At 39.1% G+C, this 19,653-nt stretch carries 17 protein-coding genes and 1 other annotated feature; of the genes, 16 read left to right on the forward strand and 1 reads right to left on the reverse strand.

The window, feature by feature from the left end:
- The first annotated feature begins 14 nt into the window (after positions 1 to 14).
- The 8 genes from zapA (at position 15) to OS138_RS00715 (ending at position 10,252) form a co-directional block, all read left to right on the forward strand.
- Complete coding sequence (gene zapA / locus OS138_RS00680; RefSeq protein WP_002295087.1) at positions 15 to 452, forward strand: cell division protein ZapA; 438 nt, start codon at positions 15 to 17, stop codon at positions 450 to 452.
- A 57-nt stretch (positions 453 to 509) separates the two neighbouring features.
- Positions 510 to 1,058: a CvpA family protein gene (locus tag OS138_RS00685; RefSeq protein ID WP_002295088.1), complete on the forward strand. Its 549-nt coding sequence runs from the start codon at positions 510 to 512 to the stop codon at positions 1,056 to 1,058.
- A 114-nt stretch (positions 1,059 to 1,172) separates the two neighbouring features.
- The gene (locus OS138_RS00690; RefSeq protein WP_002296458.1) at positions 1,173 to 3,533 is read left to right on the forward strand and encodes an endonuclease MutS2; all 2,361 of its coding nucleotides are present in this window, start codon (positions 1,173 to 1,175) and stop codon (positions 3,531 to 3,533) included.
- 86 nt (positions 3,534 to 3,619) lie between these two features.
- A complete protein-coding gene (gene trxA / locus OS138_RS00695; protein ID WP_002290803.1) occupies positions 3,620 to 3,934 on the forward strand; it encodes a thioredoxin in 315 nt (104 codons plus the stop codon).
- Positions 3,935 to 4,115: 181 nt separating this feature from the next.
- Positions 4,116 to 5,894, forward strand: a complete 1,779-nt coding sequence (uvrC, locus tag OS138_RS00700; RefSeq protein ID WP_002334114.1) for an excinuclease ABC subunit UvrC — start codon at positions 4,116 to 4,118, stop codon at positions 5,892 to 5,894.
- A 144-nt stretch (positions 5,895 to 6,038) separates the two neighbouring features.
- Positions 6,039 to 6,938 carry an ABC transporter ATP-binding protein gene (locus OS138_RS00705; protein ID WP_002295091.1) on the forward strand — a complete coding sequence of 300 codons (900 nt, stop codon included), beginning with the start codon at positions 6,039 to 6,041 and terminating at the stop codon, positions 6,936 to 6,938.
- Positions 6,931 to 8,193: an ABC transporter permease gene (locus OS138_RS00710; RefSeq protein ID WP_002296456.1), complete on the forward strand. Its 1,263-nt coding sequence runs from the start codon at positions 6,931 to 6,933 to the stop codon at positions 8,191 to 8,193. The genes OS138_RS00705 and OS138_RS00710 overlap by 8 nt, the downstream gene beginning before the upstream one ends.
- A 160-nt stretch (positions 8,194 to 8,353) precedes the next feature.
- Positions 8,354 to 10,252, forward strand: coding sequence for a fructose-bisphosphatase class III (locus OS138_RS00715; protein WP_002337433.1), 1,899 nt, complete (start codon positions 8,354 to 8,356; stop codon positions 10,250 to 10,252).
- A 451-nt stretch (positions 10,253 to 10,703) separates the two neighbouring features.
- On the opposite strand, the gene OS138_RS00720 is transcribed toward OS138_RS00715, so the two are convergent.
- A complete protein-coding gene (locus tag OS138_RS00720) occupies positions 10,704 to 11,423 on the reverse strand; it encodes a gamma-glutamyl-gamma-aminobutyrate hydrolase family protein (protein WP_002300438.1) in 720 nt (239 codons plus the stop codon).
- A 189-nt stretch (positions 11,424 to 11,612) separates the two neighbouring features.
- Positions 11,613 to 11,660: a sequence feature (sodium ion sensor (DUF1646 type); this cis-regulatory element may regulate processes involved in with the transportation of sodium ions), on the forward strand.
- Positions 11,661 to 11,759: 99 nt separating this feature from the next.
- Between OS138_RS00720 and OS138_RS00725 the strand changes: the two genes are divergently transcribed.
- The 8 genes from OS138_RS00725 to OS138_RS00760 are packed head-to-tail and all read left to right on the forward strand — an operon-like array spanning position 11,760 to position 19,650.
- Entirely contained in the window at positions 11,760 to 12,092 is a 333-nt protein-coding gene (locus OS138_RS00725) for a hypothetical protein (protein WP_002349065.1), read from the forward strand.
- The gene (locus OS138_RS00730) at positions 12,079 to 14,082 is read left to right on the forward strand and encodes a V-type ATP synthase subunit I (protein ID WP_010726173.1); all 2,004 of its coding nucleotides are present in this window, start codon (positions 12,079 to 12,081) and stop codon (positions 14,080 to 14,082) included. Before OS138_RS00725 ends, OS138_RS00730 begins: the two co-directional genes overlap by 14 nt.
- An 18-nt stretch (positions 14,083 to 14,100) precedes the next feature.
- Positions 14,101 to 14,571: a V-type ATP synthase subunit K gene (locus OS138_RS00735; protein ID WP_002292848.1), complete on the forward strand. Its 471-nt coding sequence runs from the start codon at positions 14,101 to 14,103 to the stop codon at positions 14,569 to 14,571.
- 20 nt (positions 14,572 to 14,591) lie between these two features.
- On the forward strand, positions 14,592 to 15,176 hold the full coding sequence (locus OS138_RS00740; protein WP_002295097.1) for a V-type sodium ATP synthase subunit E: 585 nt from the start codon (positions 14,592 to 14,594) through the stop codon (positions 15,174 to 15,176).
- A 14-nt stretch (positions 15,177 to 15,190) separates the two neighbouring features.
- Positions 15,191 to 16,177 carry a V-type ATPase subunit gene (locus OS138_RS00745; protein WP_002306177.1) on the forward strand — a complete coding sequence of 329 codons (987 nt, stop codon included), beginning with the start codon at positions 15,191 to 15,193 and terminating at the stop codon, positions 16,175 to 16,177.
- Complete coding sequence (locus OS138_RS00750; protein WP_002292844.1) at positions 16,167 to 16,478, forward strand: V-type ATP synthase subunit F; 312 nt, start codon at positions 16,167 to 16,169, stop codon at positions 16,476 to 16,478. Before OS138_RS00745 ends, OS138_RS00750 begins: the two co-directional genes overlap by 11 nt.
- Positions 16,479 to 16,499: 21 nt before the next feature.
- Positions 16,500 to 18,281: a V-type ATP synthase subunit A gene (locus tag OS138_RS00755; protein WP_002334117.1), complete on the forward strand. Its 1,782-nt coding sequence runs from the start codon at positions 16,500 to 16,502 to the stop codon at positions 18,279 to 18,281.
- Positions 18,274 to 19,650: a V-type ATP synthase subunit B gene (locus OS138_RS00760; RefSeq protein WP_002292842.1), complete on the forward strand. Its 1,377-nt coding sequence runs from the start codon at positions 18,274 to 18,276 to the stop codon at positions 19,648 to 19,650. Before OS138_RS00755 ends, OS138_RS00760 begins: the two co-directional genes overlap by 8 nt.
- The last annotated feature ends 3 nt before the right edge of the window (positions 19,651 to 19,653 follow it).

Genomic DNA, 19,653 nt, shown 5'->3' on the forward strand with positions numbered 1-19,653 from the left:
AGGAAATGATTCGTATGGCGCACGAAAAAACACGCTACAAAGCAGTGATTGCCAACCAAACATATACTATTATCGGACGGGAAACCAAGCATCATATGGATATCGTAACGAAGCTGATCAATGAACAGTTAGCAGAATTGAAACAATTATCACCACAAATGGATAATGAACAAGCAGCAATCTTGATGGCTGTCAATGCGCTTTCGGATCAATTGAAGAAACAAGAAAGAATCTTGGAGCTGGAAGAAGAAACAGCAGAATTAAAGAAAAAAATGATCAAATTTACAGAGCTTGAAAATCGTGTGAAACGCATTGAAGCAATCGAGAACGAAGCTCGGGAAGTATTGAAAGAAAATGGTCAAGCAGATCATACCATTAAAAATCATGTGGAAGCACAACAGATTTTAAACGAGAAACGAAAAGGACAAATTAAACAAAAATCTTCTAATTAAGATCCTTTTATCAAAATAAGAAAAATTTAAAAAAGTTAGAAGAGAAAGGAACGTAGCATGCTGAGTTTGCTGATTTTATTTTTATTGCTAATTGCGTTTTTTTCTGGAGCACGTCGCGGGTTTGCTTTGCAAATCATATTCGCGATTGGATATGTATTGTCATTTATTGCTGCCCAGCATTTTTACAAACCATTAGCAAGTCATTTGGAATTATACATTCCATACCCAGCTGTCACCCCAACATCAAAGTTAGCATTTTTTGATCAGGTATTTGCCTTTCACCTAGATGAAGCTTTTTATGCAGGAACTGCTTTTCTGATTATTTTGCTAATTGGCTGGCTGCTTACCCGATTTGTGGGGGTTTTTGTCCATGGGTTGACGTATGTGCCGATCTTGAGACAGGTAGACTGGATTGCAGGAGGCATCCTGTCACTAATCATGGCTTACGTTACTATATTTTTGATTTTGCAGTTACTTGCCTTTGTTCCATTAGATGTGGTCCAAAATCAATTCGGCGAGCATAGTTTCGCTCGTTTTATCGTTGAGAGAACGCCATTTCTTACCAACAAGATGTATGAGCTTTGGGTAACGAATATTTTGAATTAAGGAAAATAGTGCTGGAAAATATTTCGTTTTTTGTACAGAGTAGTTTATTTAAGAAGGCTGCGTAGCGTATGTCCGGCACAGCTCTTTTTTCATAGTGAAAGATAAGGTGATAAAATGAATAACCGAATCCTTGAAACATTGGAATTTGAAAAAGTCAAACAGATGGTCAGACAATTTGTAGTGACTGCACAAGGAAAAGAAGAACTGGCAGAATTGGTACCAGTGAGTGAGAAACAAACGATCACAAACTGGCTTCAAGAAACTGAGGATGGATTGAAAGTGCAACGTCTGCGAGGCGGGATCCCTATACCTAAACTTGAAAATATCCGTCCCCATATGAAACGGATCGAGATCGGAGCAGACTTGAATGGAGTGGAGCTTGCACAAGTTTCCAGAGTATTGTCTACGACAAGCGAATTAAATCGTTTCATTGATGATCTTTCTGACAGTGAAATCGAATTTGCACGTTTGTATATGTGGGCAGATCAGTTAGTCACGATCCCTGTTTTGAGCCGCCGTTTAAAGGAAGCAATCGATGAAGACGGACGCGTGACTGATGACGCTTCTCCTGAGTTAAAGAGCATAAGACAGAACATTCGGCGAAGTGAACAAGCTGTTCGTGAACAGTTAGATGGGATCGTCCGTGGGAAAAATGCAAAGTATTTAAGTGATGCGATCATCACCATGCGAAATGACCGCTACGTTATCCCAGTCAAACAAGAATACCGCGGTGTATTTGGCGGTGTAGTCCACGATCAAAGTGCTTCAGGACAGACTTTATTTATTGAACCAAAACAAGTGGTGGATTTGAATAATCGTTTGCGTCAATACCAAATCGCTGAACGAAATGAGATTCAACGTATTTTAAGTGAACTTTCTGCTGAACTTGTTCCCCATCGTCAAGAAATCATCCACAATGCTTATGTGATTGGTAAAATGGATCTGATGAATGCAAAAGCACGATTTGGTAAAGAAGTAAAAGCTATCGTGCCGGGAATCAGTGAAGACAATCATGTCGTCTTGAAACAAGCAAGACATCCACTGATCGATCAGGAAAAAGTAGTTTCTAATGACATCACAATCGGAAAAGACTATCAAGCCATCGTCATTACAGGACCTAACACAGGTGGGAAAACGATCACGTTGAAGACTTTAGGTCTGTTACAACTGATGGGGCAAGCAGGATTACCGATTCCTGCAGGTGAAGAAAGTCAAATCGGTATTTTTGAGGAAGTATTTGCGGATATAGGAGACGAACAGTCGATTGAGCAAAGTCTATCGACCTTTTCTTCTCATATGACGAACACTGTAGATATTTTATCAAAAGTCAATGAAAAAAGTCTGGTATTATTTGACGAGCTCGGTGCAGGAACAGATCCGCAAGAAGGTGCTGCTCTAGCAATCGCAATCTTAGATGATCTTGGTAAAAAGTCTGCTTATGTGATGGCAACAACGCATTATCCTGAATTGAAAGTTTATGGATATAATCGGGCAAATACGATTAATGCCAGCATGGAGTTTGATGTGGATACATTAAGTCCAACGTATCGTTTGCTGATTGGCGTTCCTGGACGAAGCAATGCGTTTGAAATCTCTAGCCGATTAGGTCTTGATACAGAAGTTATTGATGAAGCGAAGCAGTTGATGAATGATGAGAGCCAAGATTTAAACGAAATGATCACAGATTTAGAGAATCGCCGGAAAATGGCAGAGACCGAATATCTGGAAATGCGTCATTTTGTTTCTGAGGCACAAGAACTTCACGATGATTTGAAAGAAGCTTACAGCTATTTCTTTGAAGAACGTGAAAAAGAAATGGAAAAAGCAAAGAAAAAAGCAAATGAAGTCGTGTCAGAGGCGGAAGAAAAAGCAGAAAAAATCATTGCTGATATTCGTAAAATGCAACAGCAGATTGGGCAAGGAAATGTGAAAGAGCATCAGTTGATCGATGCAAAGACCCAATTAGCAAATCTACATCAAGAAGAAACTTTGAAGAAAAATAAAGTATTGAAGAAGGCGAAAGAACAAAAAACGTTGAAACCGGGAGACGAAGTGTTGGTTACGACTTACGGCCAAAGAGGGACGCTTTTACGTAAAAACGGGAATCAGTGGCAAGTAGAAATCGGTATATTAAAAATGAATGTGTCCGAAGACGAGCTGACGCCTGTTGCTCCTCAAAAAGAGCCGACACAACGAGTTATCCATGCTGTACGATCTGAATCTAGTAGTCACGTGCCGAATCAATTGGACCTTCGAGGAAAACGATACGAAGAAGCGCTAAGTGAGGTAGATCAATATTTGGATTCTGCCATTCTAGCTGGTTATCCTCAAGTGACTATTGTCCACGGAAAAGGAACAGGCGCACTTCGCAAGGGAATTACTGATTATCTTAAAAACCATCGGAGCGTCAAAAGCTTTGAGTTTGCACCGGCAAACCAAGGCGGAAATGGTGCGACAATTGTTAAATTTAAGTAAAACTTACTAAAGGTAAGCAGATGGTTCGCTATCCAAGTATAGAAATGCTATACTAGTCATAGATTTTAAAAATGGAGGTCTTTGATATGTCACAAGTAATTACAGATAAGACATTTAATGAAGAAACAGATAAAGGACTTGTATTGATTGATTTTTGGGCAACTTGGTGTGGTCCATGTCGTATGCAAGCACCGATTTTGGATCAGTTGGAACAAGAATATGATGAAGAAGAATTCAGAATTGCTAAAATGGATGTGGATGAAAATCCAGAAACTCCTCAACAATTCGGTATCATGAGCATTCCAACATTAATGTTGAAAAAAGATGGTCAAGTAGTAGAAAAAGCTGTTGGTGTTCATTCAAAAGAACAACTACGTCAAATGATCGATCAATATTTATAAAAACTTACAGCAAAAATAAGCTGAGGGTGGAACTGAATCCAGTTCCGTCCTCGGTTTTTTTGCGGTTGAGTTAAGGTTATTCAAATTAATATTTTTTGAGTATAATTACGTTGTCAGGCTGGATTGTTTTTTTGACAGACATGCTATAATAACTTTAATTGAATATGAAGGGGAGTACCAGATGAACGAACGAATCAAAAACAAATTAGCTTTACTTCCTGATCAGCCCGGCTGTTACTTGATGAAAGATAAAAATGGAACGATCATTTATGTCGGCAAAGCCAAAATATTAAAAAATCGTGTCCGCTCATATTTTACTGGCAGCCATAATACGAAAACGGAACGGCTTGTTAGTGAAATCGAAGACTTTGAATACATCGTTACAGAATCGAATATCGAAGCATTGCTCTTAGAGATCAATCTGATAAAGAAAAATGATCCTAAATACAACATTATGTTAAAGGATGATAAAACCTATCCTTTCCTTAAGATAACGAATGAAAAATATCCCCGTTTGGTGATTACTCGTAAGGTACTAAAAGACAAAGCACTGTATTTTGGACCATATCCTGATGTCGGTGCGGCGAATGAGACAAAGAAGATCCTCGATCGATTATTTCCTCTAAGAAAATGCAAACCTAGTCAGACGAAGGAGCCTTGTCTTTACTATCATTTGGGACAATGTCTGTGTCCTTATTATTTCGACGTAGATCCGAAAGTCTATACGAAAATCGTTGATGAAGTGAAAAACTTTTTAAACGGAGGACACGAAAAAATCGAGTCAGAGATCCATCAGAAAATGGAAAAAGCTGCTGAAAATATGGAGTTTGAAAAAGCTGCAGAGTACCGAGACCAGATCCGTGCCATTGAGACAATCATGACTCGCCAAAAAATGACAAATACTGATTTACTGGATCGAGATGTATTTGGTTATGCGATTGACAAAGGATGGATGTGTGTCCAAGTGTTTTTCGTAAGACAAGGAAAGCTAATTGAACGAGATGTTTCAATGTTTCCTTTCTATAACGAAGCAGAAGAAGATTTCTTGACTTACATCGGTCAGTTTTATCAGGAAAATGAGCATTTCATTCCTAAAGAAGTCTTGATTCCTGATACGATCGACAAGCCAAGTGTAGAAGCTTTGTTAGCTACGAAAGTGCTGCAACCAAAACGAGGAGAAAAGAAAAAATTAGTTGAATTGGCGAATAAGAATGCCTCAGTTGCTTTGAATGAACGGTTTGATCTGATTGCCAGAAAACAGGAACGGACGATCGGAGCAGTTGAACGTTTAGGAAACGCGATGAATATCCCGACCCCAATACGTATCGAGTCTTTTGATAACTCTAATATCATGGGGACGAATCCTGTGGCTGCGATGGTCGTATTCATTGATGGAAAACCGGCAAGAAAAGAATATCGGAAATATAAAATAAAAACAGTCAACGGACCGGATGATTATGCATCAATGAGAGAAGTCATCTATCGCAGATATTCACGAGTGATTCGCGAAGGGTTGCCTTTACCTGATTTGATCTTGATCGATGGAGGAAAAGGACAAGTAGATGTGGCAAAAGATGTCTTAGAAAATCAATTAGGAATCGATATTCCTATTGCTGGCATGGCAAAAAACGATAAACATAAAACAAATGAGTTGCTATTCGGTACAGATTTGGCTGTAGTACCGCTTGAGCGAAATTCACCAGAGTTTTTCTTACTCCAGCGAATCCAAGATGAAGTCCATCGATTCGCAATCACTTTCCATCGGCAGCTACGCAGTAAAAACAGTTTTGCTTCCCGATTAGATGAAATTGAAGGGTTAGGACCAAAAAGAAAAAAAATGCTGCTTAAAGAGTTCAAATCGTTGAAAAATATCACAGCAGCCACGACAGAAGAATTACAAGAAATCGGACTGCCGAAAAATGTCGCACAAAACGTATTTGATAAATTACATCAGGAATGAGGAAAGGGCACTTTACAAAGAAAGTAAAGTGTCCTATCATTTTATGTACAACAAAAAGAGCGTTTACGTTTTGTTGGTAAATAATAAATCGCTTACGTCTGGTGTCTAAGGATATATGTGATTTCTTGAAGAAGGAGTGAAGAAATGTTAGAAGTCAAGGATCTTGTTAAAACTTTTGGGAACTACACAGCTGTCGATCATGTCTCTTTCCAAATCCCCGATGGAAAAATCATGGGGCTAATTGGCCAAAACGGGGCTGGGAAGACAACGACTTTTCGTTTGATCTTGGATTTTTTGACACAAGACCAAGGAGAAGTGTTATGGAATGGCCATCATCTTGGGGAGAAAGATTATGATGTCATCGGTTATCTTCCGGAGGAACGGGGACTTTATCCGAAAGTAACGATTCAAGACCAACTGCTTTATTTTGCAGAACTTAGAGGGAAATCAAGAAAAGAGATTGAACCAAAAATCGATTTTTGGATGGAAAAATTTCAGGTAAAAGGGAAAAAGACGGATAAAGTAAAATCTTTGTCTAAAGGAAATCAGCAAAAAGTCCAGCTAATCGCCACGTTAATCCATGAACCTAAATTGATCATTTTGGATGAGCCATTCAGCGGGTTAGATCCGGTAAATGCTGAATTGCTAAAAGATGGAATATTGGAATTGAAAAAACATGGTTCATGTGTCATTTTTTCTAGCCACAATATGGATAATGTAGAAAAAATCTGCGATCATTTGATCATGTTGCGAAACGGAAAAATGGTTTTGAATGGAAAAGTACATGAGATTCGTGAATCATTTGGCCGTACGAAGTTATTCTTGGAATCTGGTTTAAGCCAACAGGAAGTAGAAGAAATCGAAGGCGTGAAAAAAGTGATCCTTCATGAAGACAATACGTTAGAGATTACCTTAGAAGATCCTGAAGCTGGGAAAGAAATCTTTACTCGTGCGACTCAGTTCGGCTACATTCCTATGTTCAACCAACAACCGCCAACTTTGGAAGAGATTTTCAAATTGAAAGCAGGTGAAATCGATGCGTAAGTTTTGGATTATTACCAAAGATGTCTATTTAAAAAATGTTAAGTCGATTTCTTTCTTGATCATGATATTAGTCCCTTTTATCATGCTGGGTATCATTTATGTAGCAGGAAACTTTGCTCAACAAAATAGTGATGTCAATAAAATCGGCGTATTGGCTGATAATGAGCAAATCAGTCAGCAAATGAGCCAAGTCAAAACAGATGATTTTGAGTTCAAAGCAGTTGATTCTGAAGAAAAAGCACAAAAAGAGCTTTCGGAAGAAAAAATCGATGCGTATTTAGTAGTCTCAACTGAGAATGATAAGATAAATGGGATGCTTTATAGCGAAAATTCATTAGGACAAAGTACACAACTACTGATACAACAACAACTGACTGGCTTGCAATCGATGCTTCGAGCGAGTCAATTAGGCATTTCACCAGAAGAAGTAGCTAGCTTGAGCCAACAAGCAAGTTTGACTCGACAAAAAGTCAATTTTGATTCAAAAGGAAAAATGACAGTCGGAGAAGATAACTCGACAGTCCAATATGTCGTAAGTTATGTAGCAACGATTGTCTTGTTCATTATTATTTTGACGTATGCGCAGATCATTGCACAAGAGATCGCTTCTGAAAAAGGCACGCGGATCATGGAAGTGATCCTGTCCAGTACGACTGCACAAAAGCATTTTTACGGAAAATTAACAGGTGTTTTACTTGTTGCATTAACGCAAATGGCATTATACGGTATTATTTTTGGTATAGGATACAGTCAATTCAAAGATATGGAAATGGTCAAAAATATATTAGACGGTATCTCATTGGATAACTTGATTGGACCATTCTTGTGGTATTCTCTTCTATTCATGATCTTTGGCATTTTGATTTTTTCTGTTTTAGCAGCTTTATGTGGCTCTTTGGTCAACAAAGCAGAAGATACAGCAAAAGCAATTTTGCCAGTGACTTATCTATCTCTAGGCGGATACATGCTTGGATTGATACTAGGAGCTTCAGATCCAAACAATATCGTTATTCGGATCACTTCGTATATTCCATTCTTATCTTCATATATTATGCCGGTTCGCTTAGCAAATGAGACAGTCGGTATGGGTGGAGCATTGATTTCCTTGTTGGTACTTGTAGCCGTAACATTCTTATTGATGATCTTGTCTGCAAACATGTACAAATCGAATGTACTCGTTTATAGCGAAGGCGGATTATGGAGTTCATTGAAACAATCGATTTCAATTATGAGGAATGAACGAAAAAAAGCATAAAACAATCCTAAAATATAGAAGGAAGCTGGACATCTATTGTTCCCAGCTTCTTTTTGTATAGACCTATTTTATTTATTTTACTATATTGGATATATATTCATTGAAAATAGTGTATAACAACTTTATAATATTGAGTATACCAATTTTTGGAGGCGTTTTAATGGACCGTTATTTAGATTTACTTTCAGAAAAATTCCCCTCAACGGAAGATGTCATCACGGAAATCATCAATCTCGAAGCAATTTTGCAGCTTCCAAAAGGAACAGAGTTATTTTTGAGTGATATACATGGCGAATTTCCTGCTTTTGATCATATTCTGCGTATCGGTTCAGGAAATCTTAAAGAAAAGATCAAAGACCTTTTTTCTGAACAAATGACGGAAACGGATATCAGCCAATTCACTATTTTTACGGCTTATCCAGAATATGCATTAACGACTGATTGGTACAAAGAACAAGATAAATCGCAGCTGATCCATCATTTGATCGATCTTTTACGGTTTACGACAGTCAAATATACCCGGTCAAAAGTTCGAAAAGGATTGCCGAAAGAATATAGCTATATCATTGAGGAACTCTTGTATATCGATGACCGTATCAATGGAAAAAAAGACTATGTAAAAAAAATCATTGAACAACTTGTTTTGATGAAGGAAGAAGAAAAATTTTTAACGAAACTTGCACAGACGATCCAAAAATCTGTCATCGATCATTTGCATATCGTTGGAGATATTTTTGACCGAGGAACTCAAGCAGCCAAAGTGATGGATCGAATCATGGATTTTTCTTCTGTAGATATCCAATGGGGAAATCATGATATTTTGTGGATTGGTGCGTATTGCGGCTCTGAGGCATGTTTACTGACACTTTTACGGATTGCAGCACGCTATAATTATTTATTTGAATTAGAGAAAGAATATGGGTTGAATTTACGTCCATTGTTTTCTTTTGCTCATCAAACTTATCAGAAGAATCCAGTATTTGCGCCTAAAAACAGTAAAAATCTATCCGAAAGAGAGCAAGAAGAATTAGAAAAGATCCATCAGGCACTTTCTATCCTTCAATTCAAATCAGAACATCAGTTATTGGATCGTCGACCTGAATTTAAAATGGACGATCGTAAATTGCTGGAAAAAATCGACTATGAAGCATCAACGGTTGATTTAGAAGGTCAGCTCTATGAGTTGAAAGGAACTTGTTTTCAAACGATCCAGCCAGATGATCCAAAAAAATTCTTGGAAGAGGAACAAAAAGTGATTGATAGTTTGATGTATTCATTCCAGCACTCTTTGAGAATGCAAAAACATATGACGTTTTTGATCGAAAAAGGGGGAATGTATCTCACGAACAATCAGCATGTGCTGTTTCATGGCTGTATACCTGTAGACGAGAAGGGACAGCTCTTAGCATTTGAATTAGACCAATCTTATCGCGGAAAAGAACTGCTGGGCTTTTTTGAAAAACAGATAACTGAAAGCGCAAAAGATCTGACTGCAAAAGAAGATTTAGCAACCGATTTGATTTGGTATGCGTGGAGTGGGCCATTTTCGCCTTTATTCGGCAAGAGTAAAATGGCGACTTTTGAACGTTATTTTCTCACAGAGCCTCATACGCACGTCGAGAAAAGCAATCCTTATTATCACTTGCGAGATGAAGAGTGGTTCAGTGAAAAAATTTTAGCAGAATTCGACACAAAAGAAGAAGGGTCAGCAATCATTAATGGGCACACGCCAGTAAAAGTAAAAAAAGGGGAGTCACCGATCAAAGCAAATGGAAAAGTATTTGTCATTGACGGAGGTTTATCCAAAGCTTATCAAAAAACGACAGGAATTGCCGGTTATTCACTATTATGCAATTCTTATGGTTTCCAAATCGTGACACATTATCCGTTTTTGCCTATTGAACAACAATTTGCAAAAAAATCCGACCAAACAAATGTGAAAAAAGTAATCGAACAGCAGCTACCACGCAAACTCAATCGTGATACAACAAAAGGTATGGAACTGCAGCAGCAGATTACCCAGCTCAAAAGGCTGTTGGACTATCGAAAGGACGATTGAGAAGAATTCCAGTGAACATTGTTCCATAGACTGGAGACTGAGACAAAAGTCGTGTCGCAGTCTCTTTTTCCGGATAAACGGTGTTCTTCTGCCAACTCCTCGGTCACAAGTCACACTATTCAACAAACATGAAAAGCTGTTTTTTGAAATTGCTCCTTGTGACTCAGAGTTGAACGGCAGGCTCACGACCTCTTGGTATAAACGGTGTTCAATCAGCTGACCCTCGATATTAGCTCAAAAAACGGTAAAATATGAGAAGCTATTTTTCCGTTTTGTTTCTCTAATACTCAGGTCAAGGCACTGATTTCACAACCTCTTCCTTAAACGGTGTTCAAAAGCCAGTTTCTCGGTATTAAGCCAAATTTATGCAAAAATGTGAAAAGCCATTTTCACAAAATTTTTCTTAATACTCGAAACTAAACAGCTTTTTCACAACCCTTCAGAAAGTCTATTAAAATTCATTCACAAAGAAATCGAATAAGCGCTGTTCAGATGGATGTACACGGTGGGTAAGTTCCGGATGCCATTGAACACCGAGGATTTTATGCATATCATCTTTGCTTTGAACCGCTTCAACGAGTCCATCGTTAGAAAAAGCGATGGCTTTTAATAAAGGTGAAAGATCTTTGACTGCCTGATGATGGTAAGAATTCACAAAATATGGATCGGGGAGAAGGTTGCTTAACAAACTGTCTGAAACAATCTTGACTTCGTGAGTCGTAAATTGCGGGGCAGTGGGCTGTTGTTCATGTTTTACTGACCACTTTGGATATAATGAAAGATCTTGATAAAGTGTACCTTCCAAAACGACATTCAATAGTTGGAGTCCCCGGCAGACTGCAAAAATTGGTTTTCTTTGTTTCAATGCTTCCAAGATCAGTGCCTGTTCAAATTGGTCTCGTTGAATATTTGTTTCCGTTAGCTTTGGATGAGGATCTTCCATGTAAAGTTGTGGACTGACATCTTGACCACCTGCAAGAATGAGTTTGTCGATTTGTCCAATCAGTTGAGGAGCTGAATCTGGAGACATGACTGGCAGAATAAGAGGCAATCCTTGAGCATCTAAAACTGCATCCACGAATCCTTGCGGTGTATAGCTCACTTGATTTCCTTGGAAAGTATCTGTTGCTCGAATCAGTTGATTTCCGGCAATGCCGATGATTGGTTTCATTTGTATTCCCCCTAAAGTAGACCTATTGTAACAAGGATTTAAAAAAAATTAAACTATGTAAGACTTGCCCCTATACTTATCTGTTCTTGCTGTGTTACTATCTGTAAAGAGAAATTTCGTGTGAAATTCATGACGATAGTTGAAAATATTGCTTAATTTGTTATAATAAAAAGTAAGCAGAAATAAAAAGGTTGGGCGTAAGCTTCAAGGATCTAGTTCTTCAAGGGGTGAGAAGGACATTTTATTGAAGGGGCCTGCCTATACTAAGTTATCTTTAGAGGTACATACTTTCAATGAAAAAAGAAAGCATGTACCTCTTTTTTAAATCGAAAGGAAGTGAAGCAAGTGTTAGAAGCTTTGGAACAAATCCGAAAAGCAGAAGAAGAAAATGAAAAGCGTGCTCAAACACTGCGGCAGCAGCTGAAGATCTATGCAACAGAAAAAGAGCAGGAATTGGAAACGATCCAAACAAACTATCGACAACAACTAAAACAGTTGGTGGAAGAAAAAGAACAATTCGAAATACAAGAATTAGAAAAAGAAAAAATGAAATTGAAAGCAGAAGCAGACAAGGTGCAAGCAACTTTGAAAGATCAATATCAAAAGCATCAGAGTCAAGCGATCGGTGCGATCATTGAAAGGGTGAAAGAAACTTATGGCCGTCACTAAGATGGAAAAAGTGACCCTCATTTCAGATAAAAGAAATCAGGAGAGGATTTTACAAGCAGTACAAGGAATCCAAAACGTTGAAATACGGGATCTGTATCAAAATAGAACAAACAACCAGTGGGTAGAGAAGTATTTTCCAGATACCACGATTATTGATAAAGAAGCAAAATTAAGCGCTTTAGGTAATCGGTTGAAAGACATCCAAGAAGCTATCCAATTCATACAACACCACGGCGATAGCCGTCAAAAGAAACTCCATTTGAAACGTCAAGAACTTTCCTTACAAGATTTGGAAGCCAATTATTCCGAAGAAAATTTCATAAATAAATTGAAAGAAGTCCTTGATTTAAAAGAAAAGTGGGAACAGCTAACTGAAAAACGTGATCGTTTAGAAGAAGAGGAAGAATGGCTTCTTCATTGGCAACAGCTGGATATTGCTCCAAGTATGTATGCAAGTAAGACGACCATTTTTGAGATGGGGACTGTGAGTGCAGCAAATTTTGAAAGTTTCAAGGAAGAACTGAGTAAGCTTGATGACGTTTATATGGAAGAAATAGATTATACGCCAAAACAAGTTTATCTTTCGTATGTTGCTTTAAAAAAATCAGTTGCTGTTATAGAAGAAATTGCTGGGAAATACGGGTTCAATAAAGAAACGTATCCTTATGAACAAAATCCTAAAGAAAAACTGCAAGAGACCAAGCAGCAATTATCCATTGTTCACGAGCAGCAAAAGAAGATAACGACAGCGTTAGGTCAGTGCAGTGGCTATATCCAAGAATTTGAATGGGTAGAAGAAGTCACACTTGCCGTTGCAGAACGAGAAAAAATAAAAGAACGGTTTATCTATGCGACTTATCTGATCGTTTTGCAAGGTTGGGTAGATGCAGAAGAAAAACAGAATTTGCTGCATGTGTTAAACGAAACCGTATCAGAAGAAGATATATACGTCAGTTTCGAAACACCAAACTCAGAAGAGATTCAGCAGGAAGTCCCTACTAAATTGAAAAACCATCCGCTTGTCGAACCTTTTGAATTGCTGACTGAAATGTACAGTCTGCCAAAATATGAAGAAGTAGATCCAACACCTTGGATGACACCATTTTATCTTGTCTTCTTCGGGATGATGGTCGCAGATGTTGGTTACGGATTGCTGATGCTCATTGGGACAATACTAGCTCAAAAACTACTTGTTCTACCACGCGGGATGAAACGTTTCGTAAAATTCTTTGAGATTCTCTCGATACCATCGATCATCTGGGGATTGATCTACAGTTCATTTTTCGGACAGGCATTACCAAAAGAACTGTTTGGCATCCGCTTGCCTTTCCCAATCCTATCTACGACGGATGACGTCAATACGATTTTGATTTTATCCGTGATTTTCGGTCTGATACAGATTTTGGTTGGATTATTTGTGGCAGCAAAGGAAAATATCAGGAGAAAAGATTACTTGAGTGCTGTCAGTGATGGATTTGCCTGGCAAGGGATCCTAATTGGGATCGTTATTGCGTTGGTTGGTGCCATGTTGATAAAAAATACAGCATTTGTTTACCTTGGCGCTGGGCTATCGATCATTGCTGCCTTATGTATCTTGATCGTTCCGATTATCCAAACGCCGTCTAAAGTCAAAGGTGCTGCCAAAGGTGCGTATAATCTTTACGGACTGACCGGCTATATCGGTGATTTAGTCAGTTATACACGTTTGATGGCATTGGGTATTTCAGGCGGAAGTATTGGAGCGGCATTCAATATGCTAGTTGCTTTCATGCCGCCAGCTGCTCGATTCAGTGTAGGGATCCTTTTGATCATCGCTTTACACGCACTGAATATGTTTTTGACACTGCTAAGTGCCTATGTCCATGGCGCACGATTGCAGTATGTCGAATTTTTTGGGAAGTTTTATACAGGAGGCGGACGTGCCTTTGATCCGCTGAAAACGGCGGAAAAATACGTCAACATCAATCACAAGAAAAAAAACAATAAATAATTGGAGGATTTTTATACAATGATGGATTACTTAATTAGTCAAAATGGTGGAATGGTATTTGCGGTATTAGCGATGGCAACAGCGACGATTTTTTCAGGGATCGGTTCAGCTAAAGGTGTTGGAATGACAGGTGAGGCAGCAGCAGCATTGACAACAAGTCAACCCGAAAAATTCGGGCAGGCTCTGATTCTGCAATTGCTTCCAGGTACGCAAGGTTTGTATGGATTTGTTATTGCCTTTTTGATTTTTATCAACTTAGGAAATGACATGTCAGTTGTACAAGGACTGAACTTTCTAGGCGCTTCTCTGCCGATTGCTTTTACAGGCTTGTTTTCAGGTATTGCCCAAGGAAAAGTCGCAGCGGCAGGTATTCAAATTTTAGCGAAAAAACCTGAACATGCTACAAAAGGAATCATTTTTGCTGCGATGGTTGAAACATACGCGATTTTAGGTTTCGTTATTTCCTTCCTATTAGTGTTGAATGCCTAAGCATAAAGGAGGAAAAGCAGATGAACGCCATTGAAAAAATCATCTCTCAGATGAACGAAGCAGCAGAGCAGGAAAGAGCGGCGTTAGAACAAGAAGAGCGAATGAAGATCGATCAAAACTTTGAACAAAAACGTACGCAAGTTGAAACAGAACATCAAAAACAAAAAGAAAAACAAATCGAATTACTCGAAAAAAAATACCGTCAGCTAAGGAATCGCCAGCAAGTAGAAGTACGACAAGAAAATTTGAATGCGAAGCAGGAATTTTTAAGACGATTGTTTGCAGATGCGGTAACTGAAATGGAAAATTGGGATGAATCTGAACAAATCCAGTTTATCAAAAATGCATTGTATTCATTACCTTTGACAGGAAAAGTAGCATTCATTGCTGGAGAAAAATCAGCAGCCTATCTTTCTCAGACGTTGTTGGATGAATGGAACAATGAACTTCCCTTTATGATGGTTTTAAGTGATGAAACTGTTGCTGATCAAGCGGGTTTTCTGATAAACGATCAAGGAGTTCAGTATAATTTTCTTTTCAGCAGCCTTGTACAAGATATCCAAGGAACGATGAGTTTTGAGATTGCCAATCAATTATTCGAATAAGGAGGGATCAGTGTATGGAATACCACGAACTAAATCCCTTGATTCGCGGAAGAGAGCTTGAACTTTTGTCCAATGAGACATTTGAACGGATGATTCAAACAAATTCTGTCGAAGCACTTGGTGAAATATTGAAATCCACGATTTACAGTCCATATATTTATGACGGATATGAATATGACTTCGAACAGAATCTTTTAAAGGAGCAGAGCCGTCTATTTCGCTGGTTAAAGGAATCAGCACCGGAGCCTGAAATCGTTTGGATCTATACGATGCGCTATACTTTCCATAATCTGAAGGTTTTGACAAAAGCCGAGATGACAAATCAAAATCTGGACCATTTGTATATCGACGATGGATTTTATTCATTAGAAACCTTGAAGGATGCCATTCATACGCAAGTTTCAAATGAACTCCCTGAAAGCATTATGGACAGTATACGAGAAGTACGTGATTATTTTGAAGAGTCTACCATTCTTCAGGGAATTGACGTGATTTATGATCGACAGTTTTTGACAGAGCAGCGACGGCTTGCCGATAAGCTAGGATATCAAGAATTGCTGACAGAAGTCATTGCTTTTATTGACTTGACCAATATCACAACGATGGCTCGAGGAATATTGCAGAAAAGAACATATGGGTTCATGACGACGGTACTTTCCAGCTCGGGAAGTATCGAAAAAGAAGTATTTTTGAACTTTGTAGATAAAGATATGGAAGATTACACGAATTTTCTATTAGAGACAGATTATGCTGATTTTCTGCGCCCTGTCATCCGTGAAGGAAATCTTGATCTCGTAAAGCTTGAACAGTTGAAAGATGATTATCTAAGTTCATTGTATCAAGAAGCACAAACCCAGGCTTTCGGACCACTGCCACTACTAGCCTTTTTGAACGCAAAAGAGGTAGAAAGCAAAAACCTTCGTTTACTGGTTATCGGCAAAAGAAGCCATTTCGAATCAGAAACAATCAGAAAGCGGGTGAGACAAGTCTATGACGCATAAGATCGGTGTAGTTGGCGACAAAGATTCTGTTTTGCCATTCAAATTGTTTGGCTTTGATGTTCGTTATGGTACCACCAAGCAAACCGTTCGTCAGGCAATTGAAGAAATGGCAAAGAATGAGTATGGCGTGATTTATGTCACAGAGCAATGTGCAGCATTGAGCCCAGAAACGATCGAACGTTACAAGGAACAAATGATACCTGCTATCGTATTGATTCCCAATCATCAAGGATCATTAGGAATAGGGCTGGAAGAAATTCAAAAAAACGTAGAAAAAGCAGTAGGTCAAAATATCTTATAGTATGAAAAGGAGATAGAAATTTTGCAAATTGGAAAAATCATAAAAGTCTCCGGACCTCTTGTAATGGCTGAGAACATGTCTGATGCCAGTATCCAAGACATGTGTCTAGTGGGAGATCTAGGAGTTATCGGAGAAATTATCGAGATGCGTGGCGATGTGGCGTCTATTCAAGTATATGAAGAAACTTCTGGAATTGGTCCAGGCGAACCGGTTCGCTCTACTGGTGAAGCTTTATCTGTTGAATTAGGACCAGGGATCATTTCACAAATGTTTGACGGAATCCAACGGCCATTAGATACATTTATGGAAATCACACAAAGTAATTTCTTAGGGCGCGGAGTTCAATTGCCCGCATTGGACCATGAGAAAAAATGGTGGTTCGAACCAACAGTAGAAACCGGAGAAACGGTGAGTGCCGGAGATGTTATCGGGATCGTAGAAGAAACAAAAGTTATCAAACATAAAATCATGGTGCCAAATGGGATAAAAGGTACGATCAAAACAATCGAAAAAGGTTCATTCACTATTGATGAAACAGTATGTGTCATTGAAACCGAAAATGGTGACAAAAATTTGACGATGCTTCAAAAATGGCCAGTAAGACGTAGTCGGCCAATCAAAGAAAAATTAAACCCGGATGCACCCATGATCACTGGACAGCGAGTGATTGATACATTCTTCCCAGTGACAAAAGGAGGAGCAGCAGCTGTACCTGGTCCTTTTGGCGCAGGGAAAACAGTCGTTCAGCATCAAATTGCAAAATGGGCCGATGTGGACATGGTTGTCTATGTGGGATGTGGCGAGCGTGGAAATGAGATGACGGATGTTTTAAATGAATTCCCTGAATTGATTGACCCTAATACAGGAGAATCGTTGATGGAACGTACGGTATTGATTGCTAATACATCAAACATGCCAGTAGCAGCTCGAGAAGCTTCTATCTATACGGGAATCACAATTGCGGAATATTTCCGTGACATGGGTTATGACGTTGCTATCATGGCAGACTCCACTTCACGATGGGCAGAAGCACTTCGTGAGATGAGCGGACGTTTGGAAGAAATGCCTGGTGATGAAGGTTATCCAGCTTATCTTGGTTCACGGCTTGCGGAATACTATGAACGATCTGGAAGAGTCATTGCATTAGGATCAGAAGGTCGCGAAGGAAGTATAACCGCAATCAGTGCTGTATCGCCGTCTGGAGGGGATATTTCGGAACCAGTCACACAAAATACATTGCGGGTCGTAAAAGTATTCTGGGGTCTTGATTCCAGTTTAGCCCAAAAAAGACATTTTCCTTCGATCGATTGGATACAAAGCTATTCTCTTTATTCAACAGAAGTAGGGAAGTATATGGATCATATCCTTCAAGCTGACTGGGCATCCATGGTCACCGAGGGCATGCGTATTTTGCAAGAAGAACAGCAGCTGAATGAAATCGTGCGTTTGGTAGGGATTGATTCCCTTTCAGATAATGACCGTCTGACATTAGAAGTGGCAAAATCCATTCGTGAAGATTATTTGCAGCAAAATGCTTTCGATGATGTCGATACATTCACCTCAAGAGAGAAACAGTTCAAAATGTTGAAGATGATCTTGACCTTTGGTGAAGAAGGACGCCGTGCGTTGTCGTTAGGTGCTTATTTAAGTGAGATCATGGACGGTACCGTATCGATTCGTGAAAGGATCGGACGAAGCAAATATATCCCGGAAACAGAATTAGAAAAACTAGATCAAATTATTGGTGAAATCAAGCAAACGATGCAAACGATCGTTTCAGAAGGAGGCATGAGCAATGATTAAAGAATATCGTACGATCGGTGAAGTCGTCGGTCCATTGATGGCGGTTGAAAAAGTTGCTGGTGTCAAATATGAAGAATTAATCGAAGTCCGTATGCAAAATGGCGAGATTCGTCGTGGACAAGTATTGGAAGTCCAAGAAGATAAAGCAATGGTCCAAATATTCGAAGGAACAAGTGGGATCAATTTACGTGACTCTTCTGTACGATTTTTAGGCCATCCTTTAGAACTAGGTGTATCGGAAGACATGATCGGTCGAGTATTCGATGGTTTGGGACGACCGAAAGATAACGGACCAGAGATCCTGCCTGAAAAGCATTTGGATATTAACGGAGAAGTAATCAATCCAGTAGCTCGGGATTATCCAGATGAGTTTATCCAAACAGGTATCTCTGCAATCGATCATTTGAATACATTAGTTCGTGGGCAAAAATTACCAGTATTTTCTGGCTCTGGTCTTCCTCATAAAGAATTAGCTGCTCAGATCGCGCGACAAGCAACGGTACTCGATTCATCAGATGATTTCGCCGTAGTCTTTGCTGCTATTGGAATCACTTTTGAAGAAGCAGAATTTTTCATGGAAGATTTTCGTCAAACGGGCGCAATCGACCGTTCTGTCATGTTTATGAATTTAGCAAACGACCCTGCAATCGAACGTATCGCTACTCCTCGTATGGCTTTGACTGCTGCAGAATATCTTGCTTATGAAAAGGGAATGCATGTTTTGGTTATCATGACAGACATGACCAACTATGCAGAGGCATTGCGAGAGATTTCTGCAGCACGGCGAGAAGTTCCAGGAAGAAGAGGATATCCTGGGTATCTTTACACGAACTTAGCTACTTTATTCGAACGAGCAGGAAGAATCCGCGGACTAAAAGGATCGGTTACTCAAATTCCGATTCTAACAATGCCAGAAGACGATAAAACTCATCCAATCCCTGACTTGACTGGTTATATTACAGAAGGACAGATCATCTTGACTAGAGAGCTTTACAAGAGTGGGATTCAGCCACCAATTGATGTACTCCCGTCTCTTTCGCGGTTAAAAGATAAGGGAACTGGACCCGGAAAGACAAGAGAAGACCATGCAGCTACGATGAATCAGCTTTTTGCAGCCTATGCACAAGGAAAACAGGCAAAAGAATTAGCCGTAGTTTTAGGTGAATCTGCTTTATCTGATGTAGACAAGATCTATGCGAAGTTTGCTGAGCGGTTTGAAAAAGAATATGTCAATCAAGGATTCTACACGAACCGTTCGATTACTGAAACACTTGATCTAGGGTGGGAACTGCTATCGATGTTGCCAAGAACCGAATTAAAACGAATCAAAGACGACATGCTGGACAAATATCTGCCAGAAGGGAAGTGAGTT

This window comes from Enterococcus sp. E5-37, from assembly GCF_035726925.1.
GTDB classification, from domain to species: domain Bacteria; phylum Bacillota; class Bacilli; order Lactobacillales; family Enterococcaceae; genus Enterococcus_B; species Enterococcus_B faecium.